The organism is Candidatus Bathyanammoxibius amoris, assembly GCA_024451685.1.
GTDB lineage: Bacteria > Planctomycetota > Brocadiia > Brocadiales > Bathyanammoxibiaceae > Bathyanammoxibius > Bathyanammoxibius amoris.
In genome coordinates, this window is sequence record JAMXCW010000014.1 from 4357 (window position 1) to 19021 (window position 14665).

Genomic DNA, 14665 nt, shown 5'->3' on the forward strand with positions numbered 1-14665 from the left:
TTCAGGAAGAGGTCCCTCGGTCTCTTTAGCTTCCCGCAGGGTCTCCTCCCCCGGCCCTTCTCCCTTTTCAGTGGTTTCGGGTTTCTCCTTGCCTGAAAGGTCTTCAGGAAGAGGTCCCTCGGTCTCTTTAGCTTCCCGCAGGGTCTCCTCCCCCGGCCCTTCTCCCTTTTCAGTGGTTTTAGAGACCTGTTTAATACTCAGACCCAGTTTTCTTGCAGGAGCGTCAAGCCGTATTACCTTTACTTCTACTTCGTCGCCTATGGATATTAGCTCACTGGGGTCGCTCACTTTTTTATCAGACATTTCTGAGACGTGAAGCAGCCCTTCAATTCCCTTTTCCAGTTCGACGAAGGCGCCAAAGTTGGTGAGCTTTGTGACCTTGCCACTTACTATACTCCCAACCTGATATTTATTCGGAATGTCACTCTCCCACGGGTCCTCTTCCAACTGCTTCACCCCGAGGGCTACACGCTTCTTTCCTTTATCTACCGACAAAACCACCGTCTCTATACTGTCACCCTTCTTGAGTACCTCCGCGGGATGGGCCACCTTTTTGGACCATGAAATGTCTGATACATGAAGGAGCCCGTCTATACCTTCTTCTATCTCTATAAAGGCGCCGTAGTTGGCCAGGTTTCTGACTGTACCCAAGATCCTCTTTCCAGGTGGAAATTTTTCTTCGATATGGTCCCAGGGATTTTCCTCGGTCTGCTTCATACTGAGGGATATCTCCTGTTTTTCCTTATTGATCTTCAGGACCAACACCTCCACCGTATCGTCTATCCCCACCATCTCGGAGGGATGGTTTATACGTCTCGTCCAGGACATTTCCGAGACATGTACCAGGCCTTCTATGCCGTCCTCCAGCTTGACGAAGGCCCCGTACGGCATTATGTTGACCACCTGTCCGTCAACCTTGGTCCCGACGGGGTATTGCTCCTCCACCTTCATCCAGGGGCTGTCCGTCTTTTGTTTGAGGCCCAGGGCGATCTTTTCTTTCTCCTTATCTACGTTAAGTATCCTCACCTCTATCTCCTGGCCTATAGAGACTATCTCTGAGGGATGATTTATGCGGCCCCAGCTCATGTCGGTAATGTGAAGAAGACCGTCCAAACCACCCAGGTCGACAAAGGCGCCGAAGTCGGCTATGTTCTTTACCATACCCTTACGAATGTCGCCTTCGCTTATCTCCGCCAGGAGCTGCTGTTTTTGCTCCTCCCGCTCCTCCTCCAGAAGCCTCCGGCGCGAAACGACTATGTTTTGTCTGGCCTCGTCTATCTTGAGTATCTTACAGGTCACTTCCTTCCCTATATACGCGGCTATGTCTCCGGGCGGCTTTATATCTATCTGAGAGGCGGGCAGGAAGACAGGTATGCCAAGGTCGACCAGGAGTCCACCTTTTATCTTTCTGGTAACTGTGCCGGTCACCACGTCGCCCTCGTTATATTTTGTGATAATCTTTTCCCAGCCTCTTATGCGGTCGGCCTTCCGCTTTGAGAGCTTTATCAACCCCGAGTCGTCTTCTACGGCCTCAAGGAGCACCTCTATCTCGTCTCCAACCTGCATTTCAGAGAGGTTGTCAAACTCGTCATTGGAGACAACACCCTCTGATTTGTACCCACAATCAACAATCACATCCGACGGGACAAAAGCAAGGACCTTTCCCTTAAGGATGGAACCTACCTCAAAATGCTTTATGGAATCGGCGTAGACCTTTTCCATGTCCTCTGACGGGTCGGTACCAATCGCCTCTTCAACCTCTCTATCAACCTCCGCCATGTCAATGTCATATTCCACCACTATGTCAAGTCTCTGCATTTATTCCCTTCTCTCAAGAAACAGAATTAACTTTTACTCTTCAGAAAACCCTGAAGCCTTAACATCCTTGATGATACTTCCTCCGCAAACTCTTCCGCAGAACCATCGCAATAAAGGACGGGGCCAAACGCCACCTTTACCGCGGGGCCAAACCTGAAAAGCTTCCTCGCCCTGGGCCAGACCTCAAAGGCGCCGTCAATTACCGCCGGCACCACCGGTGAGCCCGACCTCCTGGCTATTGACGCTATACCGGGATGAATCTCACCTATACTTCCGTCACTGGTCCGCGTCCCCTCCGGGAACAACAATACGATATTGCCCCTTTTTAAACGCCTTATCGCCTCCTTCATGGCTCCGACGTCAACCCCGCTGTCATTCAGGGGAAAGGCGTTAAGGGACAATATCAACCAACGGAACAAAATAAACTTATGGAAGAGCGAACGCCTCGCCATTATATGAATCTGACGATTCAGCCCAACACCTATAAGCAGGGGGTCTACGTAACTCTGGTGATTACACACTATTAAAACCCCGCCGCTGCAAGGCACGTTCTCCCTGCCGAAAGACCTGTACCGCCAGAAGGCAGAAAAAACAAGCTGGGACAATATGCGCAAGAAACCATACCATATAGCCCTTATGACTTCCACGTATAATCTGTATTCTACTTGAGGGCTAAATTTTTTTCAACAACCGTTCCACAACTTCTTCCACACTCAGCCCCGTGGTGTCGAGGCTGATAAAGTCCGGCCCGCTGCGCAAGGGTGATGCCTCGCGGGTACTGTCCCGCCGGTCTCTTTGTTTTATGTCCTCCAGTATCCCTTCGTAGCTAAGCCCTGTATTGTCGGGGCCCAGCTCTACGTAACGCCGCCTGGCCCTCTCTTCCGGCCGGGCATCGAGATAAAACTTGCGGTCGGCGTCGGGGAATACGACGGTGCCTGTGTCCCTGCCCTCAGCCACCGCATCCACACCCGCCGCCGCAGCTCTCTGTAATCCTACAAGGGGCTCCCTTACCTTCGCAAGGCTTGCTATGAAATGGACTTCTCCCGTTACCTCAGGGCTCCTTATCTCTCTGGTTACGTCTTCACCGTCTACAAGGACGCGGAGGCCCTCCCGGCCATCTTCTATCCTTATATCCGTCTTTTTTACCAGTTCGCAGAGTCTCTTCTCATCCCTGAGGTCAGCACCGGCCTTGATGGCCTTCCAGGTAAAGGCCCTGTAGAAGGCACCTGTATCTATATATCGGTAGTTCAGCCGCTTTGCCAGGGCCCTGGCGACGGTACTCTTGCCAGAACCCGCAGGGCCGTCCATAGTAATAATCAACCGTCCACCTACCCGTTGTAAAGGTTCCAGGCGGGCCGCACAATCTAGCAAAAGGTCATGACCATTTCAATGGTTTTTTAGGGCTACGGGGTGCGCACCGTACCACCGCCCGCCCCATGACCACTTAGCGTCTGGCCCTCTTTCTCGTCCACCACTCTGTCGTCAGGGCGCCGATGACTATCATAAAAAAGACCCAGTTGTCCCACAGAGTGTACGTCCTGCGCCCCAGAAGTCTCATCACTTCCGGATTCTCCAGTCGTAAAGACTTATGGACGTCAGACACGGGGAGTCTGAAAAACTTCCCGCCCGATGCCTCGGCTATCTTTTCCAGAACGGCCTCGTCCGCCTGCAGCTCACGGAACTCTTCCATCCTGGAGATGACGCCGAAAAGGGCCGACGCCTCACCTAATAATTCATCAGCGCCGGCTTTTGCCCTTACGGCCTTTACCTGTACCCTGTAGAACCCTGCGGGAAGGTCCTTGCAGGAAAAACAGCCCAGGCCACGAGAATCCGAGTCCAGGGTCTTTTCAAGGACCTTTTCCCCGGTCTCAGCGTTTATAATCTCCAGGTCTATCCGAGCGCCGGCAACGGGCTTATAGTCCCTTCCAAGTACCTCGGCCTTCAGGTGTACCTCTTCCCCCGGCAGGTACTCTTCCTTCTGTGGGGCGATACGAACCAGATTAAGCTCCGGGTCCCTGACAAGCCACCTGACTGCGTTATTCCAGAATTTCATGTAATGCCTGTTGCTGCCCCCTCTGGCAATGGACAAGAAATTCCACCTCCAGGAGCCGTCGGCCAACATGGCCATGGTCCTCCCCTTGCCGACGTCCCTGACGGCCAGGACCGGTCTTTTATGCCCCGGATGCACGCCTAGAGTGACGGCCCCCTGCTTCTCACCGCCAATAACGTTACACCCGTCAAGTTCGGGAAATTCCTCCCACACACTCCTGTTCCTTGCCTCATCGTACTCAAGGGTTGTTATCGGATGGGTCATCCCCTGGGCGGTGAGAACGGGTCTAAAATCCTCAGCGTCTATGCGGTCTACGCCTTCATCCAGTTCCACAGGCAGGATGTCTTCAATAGGTGTGTGGTCGTACCCCCCGTGCGAAAAGGCAAGGTCGCCGCCCACCATTAGAAAACTCCCTCCGGTCTCCACAACGAACCTTTGAATATTGTCCATATAATATGAAAACCGCAGGTAAGCGGAATCATAAGGACGGTAATCAAAGTTCTGGAAGATCACCAGGTCAAAGCTGTCCAGGGCCTGAGTGAAGAGTTCATCCACGGGGAAAGGGATAAGGCTCAGTTCCCGGCTCGGTGCCGCCACAAGGTCGGTCGGGGTCCGCAGGATAAAGAAGGAGATAAGGTCTATGCTCGGATCTTTTTTGAGGACGCGCCTCAGAAAAAGCTCGTCCCAGGAGGGCCTGCCACAGAGGTGAAGCACCCTTATCTTGTCACGTATGACGTGCAGCAACACGCTGGCGGTATTGTTCTCAGAGACAAGCTCGTCGGCCAGCGGCGGCACGGCGACGGTGTAGAGGGTGTTGCCGGTAGAATACGGCATGGCCTTCATTGTAACAACGTACTCCTCCTTGCCGGGCACTACCTTTATCGGCCTGGATAGTATAATCTTGCCTCCCTCCTTCAGGGTTAGAGGCAGGGTAACGTTGTCATATCCTTTTACCCGAACGGTAACCTGTACGTTCCAAGGGTTCCGTATGAAGGCGAAGCTGTCTGCGACTACCTTTTTAATCGCTATGTCCTTATACTCTTCGGGGGGCGGCCCGAAGGTAAATACGGGTGCCGGTAATTGCTTCGCGAGTTTCTCCAGCTCCTCAAGTTTTTCTCCCGCTGGGACATCGCTTGAGTCTCGTCCGTCTGAAAACAGCAGTACGCCGCTCAGATGCCCGCCGCGATAGCGTTTTATAAGCCCCCTCAGAAGCGCGGCAATGTCCGTAGACCGGCCATCCAGGTTGATACCGCCTTCCACGTCGCTTCTCCTTATTTCCTCTAAAATCTTCTTATCGGGACCGGGGAAGCTAAGGCAGTCCACGTCAAAATCCCTCTCCAGGAGTTCAAAAAATTTCCTGTTGCTCCGGAGGAATTCCCTGACACTTTGAAACCTCTCACGCTGCCCGGCCTTTACGGCCATGCTCTTTGAATCGTCAAAAACGAGCGCCACTTTATTCTTTATCCGTGCCGTCTCCAGCTCCCAGACCTGGGGCTCAAGTATCATAGTTATGAGCGCGGCAGTCGCAACACACCTGAGGAAGATGACAAAAAGCTTAGTGCGGGCGGAGGGAATCCTGCGCAGGCCCATCCATGACATGACGATTATGGCCAGGCCCAGTATCAACACTACGGCCCTGAGCCACGGGTCCGTAACGCCGGCAAAGGTCAACGACCACTCATCCCCATGACCGGGGCCGGTAAGGAACGTTTTCAATAAATCAAGCACCCTACATCTGCCTCCTCAGGATGAACGGGAGGTGGACCTGGTCCTGTTTGTAGTCGCCGGTAAGTGCGTATAATATGATGTTGATCCCCAGCCGGAAGGCCATGGTACGCTGGCGCTCACCCCCGGGGAAGACCTCGTACTCCCAGTTCCCAAGGCCGTCTCTGGCCCAGGCGCCGCCGAGGTCGTTCTGCGAATATATCACGGCCGCGCGGCCTTCGAGGTTAAGCTCTTCGAGGTATGGGTTTACCATAAGCCTTCCACCCTGCCTGTTCACAAGATAGAAGGCCCTGTAGATGGTGTGTTCATCGGGTATTTTGGCAAGTTTTTTGCCGGGAAATATGGCGGCGAGTTCACGTCTCAGGGCCTTGTCGAAGCCGTAACCCGGCTTACCCGCATTGTCATCCACAAGCAGCATTCCGCCAAACTCCAGGTACCTCTTGAGGTTCTCCTTCTCCCTGGCGTTAAACGGCTCAAAGTCCTGGTCCCCGGCCATATATATAAACGGATAATTAAAGATGGCCCGGTCGTGGGGTTTAACGCCGTTAACGCTCAAGCTTGCCTCTACACTGGTCCTCTTTACCAGTTCCCAGACCAGCGCCCTTCCCGCCCTGGGCCGCGGGTTCCAGTTGCCGCCCCTGTACTCAAGCTGGGCGAAGACGAACCTGGACTTCCCGCCCATCGCAAATACACCGGGGGTAAATGCGTTGGAGGAAAGGTATAAGACACACAGACCCGACAAGAAAAATGTCGGACCGAGAAACCCCCTGTGCCTTATCGTTCCTACGACAGATTTTAACGTGCAAATCATTTACGGTCGGCTTCTGACTCCAGTCACTAAAATCATTAATTACCCCTTACCCGTACAAAGAACTCGTTAACATCATCGTAGCTGTCCTTGACAATATTAACAATCTTGCCGTCCAGGGCCCCTCCTGTTACTTGTTTATCAAGAATGTCTATCACCTTATCTTTTTTCAGGTGTTTCCGATATGGCCTATCCTCAGACAATGCCGTAAATACATCGCTGACGGCCATCACCCTGGACCCGACAGACATGTCGCTACCGGGGATGCGAAATGGATAACCCGTGCCGTCAAGTCTCTCATGATGATAGGCCGCCCACTTGCTCATCTCATCAAAACCCTTTATATTATTCAATATGTGAAAGGTATAAAAGGTATGCTGCTTGATGATGTCAAATTCTTGTTCCGTTAATTTTCCGGGTTTTTCGAGGATCTCGTCTGGTATCGAAAGCTTACCTACATCATGCAGCAACCCGGCAAGCGACATCATCAAGACCTCCGTCTCGGAGAATCCAAACATCCTGGCAGTTTTTGTGGCCACACTGGACACCCCGCGGGAATGTATCTGTGTAAATTTGCTTTTGTCATCGATAATCGTGGCAAACACCTCACCCAGGTTCATAAGCGTCTCAACGTCCACAACAACTTTGTCCTGTTCGGCTACGATTCTGTCCAGAAAATTATGGGCATTTGCCGGCGCAAGGTCCAGCCAGAAGGACTCTGCCAACGCCAATTTGTTAAAACAGTCCACCAAGTCCGGCCTAAAATACATTCCCCTGTAATTGTTAACACTTTCACAGACCCCCTTCTTTTGTTCAAGTACATACACGTCTTTCTCAAGCAATACATCAATACGGTCCGCCAGAAAGACCATACCGCTTAACAATGGTATCTCATGCTTGGACAAACCGGATGGATTCCCGCCCTCCCATTTGTCATGGTGAAATCTTACCACATGAGCTATCTCTTCCAGCGGGGGATAACTCATCAGCAGCCTGTATCCTCTCTCGGCGTGATCCGACCCTTCAACAACATCAAACTCTTCAAGTTTGCCCTTCTCTCCAAATGACGATATACCAGCGTCGTGGAGCAGACAAGCGTACAAGAGCACGGTTTTATCGCGTTTGCTTAAACCAAGCTCATCGGCAAGCTTTTGTGCAATTACCGCAACACGTGAATGGTGTTCCCCTATGCCTGAGACTGTAAACTCAAGCGCCCTCGAAAGCGCCAATATTACGGCGTTCTGGTCGATTGAAAACTTCATTTTTCAGCCCCCCTGCCTGTGGCATTAAATGAAATACGGCTGCAAGCAAACGGTCAAGGATTGTCCTCTTGTTTCTCCTTCACCGGTATATTTTCCACGGCCTTTCTCATAGCCTTTGCCACTTCCTTCGACTTTATAAGCACTGACGCCTCATTATTGGTCCTAAGGCCGCCGAAGGTCCAGTTGTGACTGCCGATGATGGTTATCTCGTCGTCGATTACCAGTAGCTTGTTATGGGTGGTGATATTATCCGTATCATAAACGACGTTTACACCGGCACTCTTAAGGAAATTGTAGGCATACTTGTTGTTCGCGTCGGGGTTGTCCTCCAGTATAACGCGTACGTCAACGCCCCTGTTCTTGGCGGCGATTAAGTCCCTCAACAAAAGGCTCTCTCCCCCGAACGGGTGGTTCACGCTGAGTTGCGACATGTACATCACGCAGAGGATTTTTTCCTTTGCGCCCGTTATGGCCTTGCGGACGACCTGAAAATAGTCCCTGTTAACAAGGGGTATAACGTCGTCCGCCGCCGCGGCACGGGAAGGGGGGAAAAGAAAGAGACTCGGGAGAAGCGACACCATCATAATGAGTAAAAACCTGCGTGAAATCATCGTCTAAGAGCCTCCTCTCCTCTCCTATGCGCCCTTACGTAACCCGGAAAAATCTCTGTCACCTCGACCGGTACAATCTCACCTGTAAGTTCTCGTGGTCCGGGAAACAGGGCCTTTATGTAACGCTCAGAATAGCCCGAGAGCATACCGTCGGAACGCTCTTCCTCCACAAGGACATCTATCGTCTTTCCCAGGAATCTTCTTTTATAGTCCAGCGCCAGTTCACTCTCTAACCCCTCGATTACGGCCTTTCTGGCCCTTATTACCTCAGCGGGGCCGGGACGGTCCTGCATACGTGCGGCCGGCGTGCCTTTTCTGGGGCTGAAGGGAAAGATGTGCATCCTGCTGAAACCTGCCTGACGGCAGACATTGAGGGTGTTTTCAAACTGTTCCGGCCCCTCGCCGGGGAAGCCCACCATAACGTCCGTAGAGAATGAGGGGTTGGTCAGCCTTGACCTGACTTTTTCTATGACGTCGAGATATTGCCCCGCGGTGTACCGCCGGTTCATCGTTTTTAGAATTTTGTCGTCACCGCTCTGAAGTGAGAGATGGAGGTGAGGGCATACCTTGCTCCCTTCACCGGCCATAAGGTCGATTAGCTCATCGGTCACCTCCGACGCCTCCAGGGAACTCAGTCTTATCCTGCGGATACCGTCAATCTCCCTCAATCCCCTCAGGACGTCAGTGACTGTGACGCCGTCCAGGTCACGGCCGTACGCGCCGAGGTGTATGCCCGTGAGAACAACCTCCCTGTAGCCGTTCCCGGCCAGCCTCCTCGCCTCTGACAGGACATCCTCCGGGGGTTTACTCCTGATAACGCTGCCTCTCAGCGCTGGAATGATACAGTAGGAGCAGTGCGCGTCGCAGCCGTCTTCTATCTTCAAAAATGCCCTGCTGTGGCCCTCGAACCTGCTGATACCCAGATCGGCGGGTGAATAGTCCTCGCCCATCTCCTCAAGCAGCGATTCCGTGAGGTCCTCTCTACAAATTACATCGTCCACGCCTTCTATACCCCTAAGAATCTCAGGGTCGGCCTTGGCATAACAACCCGTCACGATAACCTCGGCATCGTGTCCCAGGCGCACGGCCTTTCTTATCTCCCGTCTGGACTTCCCCTCGCTGGTCGACGTTACGGCGCAGGTATTGACCACGTAGAGGTCGGCGGGACTGTCCGAAGGCACCTCCCGGTAGCCCTTCCTGCCCAAAAAAACCTCACGCAGTACCTGGGTGTCATACTGGTTCGCCTTGCAGCCAAGCGTGATGAACGCACAGGTCTTCGGCAATTTCAAAAAACCTCCAGAAAAACAGAAAAATCACATTTTAACTGTATCAGAACGCTTGTATAAGCGTCAAGCTGGTAATATTAGGATAAACACACGCGCTAGTACTTGTAGCGGTTCGCTATGGGCATCCTGCGGTCCCTTCCAAGCGCCTTCGGGGTTATCTTTATTCCGGGGGCGGCCTGGCGGCGTTTGTACTCGTTCTTGTCAACCATGGCGATAACCCTCTTCACAACCTTTCTGTTATAACCCTTTGCTACGATCGCCTCGAAGCTCTTGTCATCCTCGACGTACGCCTTCAGTATGGGGTCCAGGACGTCAAACGGGGGCAGGGTGTCTGAGTCCTTCTGCCCCGGCCTCAACTCCGCCGACGGTTCTTTCTCAAGAACCCTTTTGGGGATTATTTCTTTATCCGAGTTCCGGAACCTCGCAAGTCTATAGACAAGGGTCTTGGGGACGTCCTTGAGCACGCCGAACCCCCCAACCATATCACCGTAAATAGTGCAGTACCCGCAGGAGACCTCGCTCTTGTTCCCCGTATTGAGCACGAGCGAGCCAAACTTGTTCGACAGGGCCATGAGAACGTTCCCCCTTATCCGCGCCTGTATGTTCTCCTCCGTCTTGTCCTCCCCGTAGCCCCTGAAGTGTCCCGTAAGGTTCCACAGATACTCATTGAACAATTTGTGTATTGGTATTGTCTTCAACATGATACCCAGGTTTCTCACCAGTTCCCCGACGTCCTCTCCGCTTTCCATCGAGGTATAGACCGACGGCATGAAAACGCCGCAGACGGCATCCCTGCCCAGCGCGTCTACCGCAATCGCGGCCGTCAATGAGGAGTCTATCCCGCCGCTTACACCGATGACCACCCTCTTAAGACCGTTCTTGACCAGATAATCCCTCAACCCCAGAACCAGGGCCCGGTACACCTCATCGAGGGGTTTCAGGTGGTCCCGGCTAATCTCAGGCAGAGGCGGTTTCCCCCGGCCGCTTATCACCTTCGATATGGCAACCGCTCCGCGTGTGGTGCTGGCCCCAACGGGCATCTTCAAATCAGCGGCCAGCAGCTCCTCCTCAAAGGCCCCGGCCAGGGCAACGCGTTTACCGTCACCGTCCATGATAAAACTCTGCCCGTCAAAGACCAGCTCGTCCTGCCCGCCGACCATATTCGCATAAGAGATAAACACCTTGCTGTCGAGGGACTGCTTGCGTATAACCTTTTCCCGTAATTTTATCTTGCCCGCATGATAGGGCGAGGAGTTTATGTTTACGATAAGCCCCGCGCCCTCACGGGCGAGCTTGGCGGTAGGGCCGTCCTCCTGCCAGACGTCCTCACAGATGTTGACCCCGAAGGCGACGCCGTCCATCACAAATACAGGCGTCTCCCTGCCCGGAGCAAAATACCGTTTCTCGTCAAAGACCCCGTAATTGGGCAGGAGTATCTTGTGGTAGACCTTTATGATTTTCTTGCCATATATTACCGCCGCGGCGTTATAGACATGATCACCGGCCCTATCCGCAAAACCTACAACCGCGACTATATCCTTCACCTTCTTAGCGAGGCCGGAGAGGGTTTTCTTGTTGTCCTGGACGAAACTGCGATTCAGCAGGAGGTCTTCGGGCGGGTATCCGCATACCGCCAGTTCGGGAAACGAGACGATATCCGCCCCGATGCGCCTCGCCTTCTCGACATATTCGAGTATTTTGCGCGAGTTTTCATCCAGATCACCGACGGTCACATTTATCTGCGCAATCGCGACCCTCAGTTCTTTCAGTTGCTTGTCTTTGCCTTTCATCGCCCCGTATTTTACCCACTCGGACGGTTAAAGGCCACTCCAAAGAATTGAGAAGCGGACGGTGTACATCCGCCTGAGAGGAGGGAGGGGATAAATGATGCATGACGCCGGGTGCGGAGACCTGTCGCTGGAAGGGCTGGTCAAATCAACGACCGTGAAAGTCTCAAATATCGCAGGGCTAAAGCCCTGCGGTACCCGCAGCACACCTAAATATGCTTAACATTAACCTACAACACGGGATTGCTTCGTCCACCTCAGGTGGACTCGCAATGACAGTTCGCTGCCACTGGGGGCTGCACCTACGACTCTTCTTCCTCTTCTTTCTTGCCCTGGGAGATGATGTTCTTGACCATGTGGGAGGGGACCACGTCGTAGTGGGATAATTCCATTGTGTACGAGCCCTGGCCGCCAGTCATGGACTTGAGCTCTGTCTCGTACCTGCTGACTTCCGCCATGGGTATGGTGGCCTTTATGACCTGCATCTGGCCGAGCGAGTCCATACCGACTATATGTCCCCTGCGTCCGCTGAGGTTGCCCGATATCTCGCCCATGAATTCGGCCGGTATGGTGACCTCTATGTTCACGACGGGTTCGAGGAGCACGGGCTTCGCCTCGCTGAACCCCTGACGGAAGGCCTTTGAGGCCGCCATCTTGAATGCCGCCTCGGACGAGTCTACGCTGTGGAAGGAACCGTCGTACAGCGTCACCCTTACGTCTACTACGGTATAACCGGCAAGGATGCCCTTCATCAGGGTCTCTTTTATGCCCTTTTCCACCGCGGGTATGTACTGAGTGGGTATCCTGCCGCCCACGACCTTGTTTACAAAGTCAAAGCCCTCGCTCCTGGGCAGCGGCTCGAGCTTTATCATGACCTCGCCGTACTGGCCGTGGCCGCCGGTCTGTTTCTTGTGTTTGTACTTGGCGTCGGCCGAGGCGGTGATTGTCTCTTTATACGGTATCTTGGGCTCGTGCGTGTTTACCTCGACCTCGAAGCGCCTCTTGAGGCGGTGGAGCATGGTGTCGAGATGGAGGGCGCTTGTGCCGGTTACGACCATCTCATGGGTCTGCGCGTCCCTGGTTATCTTGAAGGTATGGTCTTCTTCGGCGAGTTTTGTCAGTACGCCCAGGAGTTTCTGCTCGGCGCCCTTGCTCTTCGGCTCGATGGCAAGTGAGACCATGGGGGCGGGGAATTCTATCGGGGCACAGCAGAGCTGCCTGCCGGGGCTGCACAGTGTATCCGATATACCGATATCCTCTACCTTGGACATGGCGACTATGTCGCCGGCTATCGCCTTATCAACGGGCTGCTGCTCCTTACCCAGGACCTTAAATATGTTGCCGGCCTTTTCGTTCTTTTCGGTGCACGAGTTGAAAAAGCTCTGGCCGCCCTCCAACACCCCGGAGTACACCCTGAAGAAGGCGAGCTTCCCGACGAACGGGTCTGTAATACACTTAAATACCTGGGCGCAGAACGGGGCCTTTTCATCGGCCTCTATGGCGACCTTTTCGTCCTTCCCCGGCACCGTCGCCTGTCTTGCGGCGCCGCACTGCGGGCTGGGCGCGAAGTCCACAATGGTATTTAACAACTCTTCAACGCCTATCTCGTTCCGGGGGGCGGTGCAGAGCACCGGCACCAGATGTCCCACCGCAACGGCCTTTGCCATGCATTTCTTCAGTTCTTCGGCGCCCACGTCCTGCCCTTCGAGGTATTTATTCATTACGTCGTCATCGGTCTCGACTATCTTCTCTATCAGCGATTCACGGCCCGCCCGGGCATCACACAACACCCCGGAGGGGACCTCCCCGGGCAAGTCAAACAGGTTGACAACCCCCTTGAAATCATCTCCGCAGCCTACGGGCAGATTGACGGGCATACACTCCTGACCAAAATTCTCTTTAATCGAGTCAAGTAAGGCGGGAAAATCGATGTTCTCACCGTCGAGTTTCGATATAACGACGATACGGGCCAGGCCCCTGCCGGCAGCAAGCGACCAGCATTTTCGCGCATTTACCTGTATACCTGCGGTGGCGGGGATGACGATTACGGCCGTCTCAACGGCGCTCAGGGCGCCGATGGTCTGCGCGATAAAGTCGGGGTAACCGGGCGTATCAAGTATGTTTATGAGCGTGTCCCGCCACCCGCACGGCAGCAGCGACGCGTCTATGGTGTGTTTCTTTTCTTTTTCGTCGGGTTCGTAGTCCGCTATGGAACTGCCGTCGTCTACGCTCCCCATCCTGTTAGTAACCCCCGAACGGAAAAGCATGGCCTCGGCAAGCGTAGTCTTGCCGGAGGCGCCATGACCGGCCAGGGCAATATTTCTTATGTCTCTGGTTTGATAGGCGGCCATCTCACCCTCCTCAAAGTGAAAATGCCAGGCGAAGGACGTAATCTAGCAGACCTGAAAAAAAATATCAAGGGGTAAGGAATCAGGATATATTTCCGGCGTTACGGGAGGGTCTTGGACGCCGCGATGGCCTCGGGGAGGTTTACCGCGCCGGAGTACAGGGCCTTGCCGATTATGGCGCCTTCGACGGGCAGCTTGCTGAGGGCCTTAACGTCGTCAAGGGTACTGACGCCCCCGGAGGCGATGACCGGCACCTTTACGGCCCCAAGCAGTTCCTTCAGCAGTTCTATGTTCGGGCCCTGCAGCGTCCCGTCCCTCGATATGTCTGTAAAGATAAGTGCGCGTGGGCTAAATATCTCTACCTGCTTCGCCGCATCCAAAAATGAAAGCTCGGAGGATTCTACCCACCCTTTAACCGCTACCTTCCCTTCCCTCTGGTCAAGTCCCACGGCGATGCGGCCGGGAAATTCGACACAGAGCGTCTTTATCAGCTCCGGCGCGTCAACGACCTGAGTGCCCAGTATCACCCTGTCAACACCCATATCCAGTATCTGCCGCGCCGTCTCAAGAGTCCTTATGCCACCGCCGAACTGGATGGGTATATCCACGGCCTTGATGATGCGTGCAAGCTCCTTTAGATTTTTAGGCTCGCCCTCGAGGGCCCCGTCCAGGTCTACTACGTGGAGATATTCCGCTCCCCCTTGCTGCCACTTGAGGGCCGGTTCGACGGGATCGGCAAAGTAGACGGTCTCTTCCTCAAAACTTCCGCGGGTCAGCCTGACACATCTGCCGCCCCTTATGTCAACTGCGGGGATTATAAGCATGTTAATTTATCTCGACACCCCGGTAAGAATCTGTGTATCCACTTACCGGATTTAAGCCGTTGGGGTATGGTTTTTATGGTTTTTGTTTATTGTACAGCGAGATAGCTCCGGCACTCAATCATCTGCCGAAAACTAACGTCGTCACC

12 protein-coding genes are annotated in these 14665 nt (G+C 53.7%); 1 reads left to right on the forward strand and 11 read right to left on the reverse strand.

The window, feature by feature from the left end:
- The 9 genes from NOU37_07930 to NOU37_07970 form a co-directional block, all read right to left on the reverse strand.
- On the reverse strand, positions 1 to 1818 hold a 1818-nt coding region (locus tag NOU37_07930; protein MCQ4575157.1), incomplete at its 3' end, for a 30S ribosomal protein S1.
- A 26-nt stretch (positions 1819 to 1844) separates the two neighbouring features.
- Complete coding sequence (locus tag NOU37_07935) at positions 1845 to 2465, reverse strand: 1-acyl-sn-glycerol-3-phosphate acyltransferase (protein ID MCQ4575158.1); 621 nt, start codon at positions 2463 to 2465, stop codon at positions 1845 to 1847.
- Positions 2466 to 2490: 25 nt separating this feature from the next.
- On the reverse strand, positions 2491 to 3138 hold the full coding sequence (cmk, locus tag NOU37_07940; GenBank protein ID MCQ4575159.1) for a (d)CMP kinase: 648 nt from the start codon (positions 3136 to 3138) through the stop codon (positions 2491 to 2493).
- 124 nt (positions 3139 to 3262) lie between these two features.
- Positions 3263 to 5584, reverse strand: a complete 2322-nt coding sequence (locus NOU37_07945) for a glutamine amidotransferase (protein MCQ4575160.1) — start codon at positions 5582 to 5584, stop codon at positions 3263 to 3265.
- 13 nt (positions 5585 to 5597) lie between these two features.
- Entirely contained in the window at positions 5598 to 6404 is an 807-nt protein-coding gene (locus NOU37_07950) for a DUF4159 domain-containing protein (protein ID MCQ4575161.1), read from the reverse strand.
- A gap of 35 nt (positions 6405 to 6439) precedes the next feature.
- Complete coding sequence (locus NOU37_07955; GenBank protein ID MCQ4575162.1) at positions 6440 to 7663, reverse strand: HD domain-containing protein; 1224 nt, start codon at positions 7661 to 7663, stop codon at positions 6440 to 6442.
- Positions 7664 to 7716: 53 nt separating this feature from the next.
- Positions 7717 to 8274 (reverse strand): phospholipase D-like domain-containing protein, encoded by a 558-nt coding sequence (locus NOU37_07960; protein MCQ4575163.1) that lies wholly within the window; start codon positions 8272 to 8274, stop codon positions 7717 to 7719.
- Positions 8271 to 9557: a tRNA (N(6)-L-threonylcarbamoyladenosine(37)-C(2))-methylthiotransferase MtaB gene (mtaB, locus tag NOU37_07965; protein ID MCQ4575164.1), complete on the reverse strand. Its 1287-nt coding sequence runs from the start codon at positions 9555 to 9557 to the stop codon at positions 8271 to 8273. Before mtaB ends, NOU37_07960 begins: the two co-directional genes overlap by 4 nt.
- A gap of 98 nt (positions 9558 to 9655) precedes the next feature.
- Entirely contained in the window at positions 9656 to 11350 is a 1695-nt protein-coding gene (locus NOU37_07970) for an NAD+ synthase (GenBank protein MCQ4575165.1), read from the reverse strand.
- A gap of 94 nt (positions 11351 to 11444) precedes the next feature.
- Here NOU37_07970 and NOU37_07975 point away from each other — a divergent pair, with 94 nt between their 5' ends.
- Positions 11445 to 11570, forward strand: a complete 126-nt coding sequence (locus NOU37_07975; protein MCQ4575166.1) for a hypothetical protein — start codon at positions 11445 to 11447, stop codon at positions 11568 to 11570.
- Positions 11571 to 11649: 79 nt separating this feature from the next.
- Here the strand turns inward: NOU37_07975 and fusA are convergent, their stop codons facing one another.
- Positions 11650 to 13698: an elongation factor G gene (fusA, locus tag NOU37_07980; GenBank protein MCQ4575167.1), complete on the reverse strand. Its 2049-nt coding sequence runs from the start codon at positions 13696 to 13698 to the stop codon at positions 11650 to 11652.
- Positions 13699 to 13796: 98 nt separating this feature from the next.
- Positions 13797 to 14519, reverse strand: a complete 723-nt coding sequence (hisA, locus tag NOU37_07985; protein MCQ4575168.1) for a 1-(5-phosphoribosyl)-5-[(5-phosphoribosylamino)methylideneamino]imidazole-4-carboxamide isomerase — start codon at positions 14517 to 14519, stop codon at positions 13797 to 13799.
- Positions 14520 to 14665 lie beyond the last annotated feature (146 nt).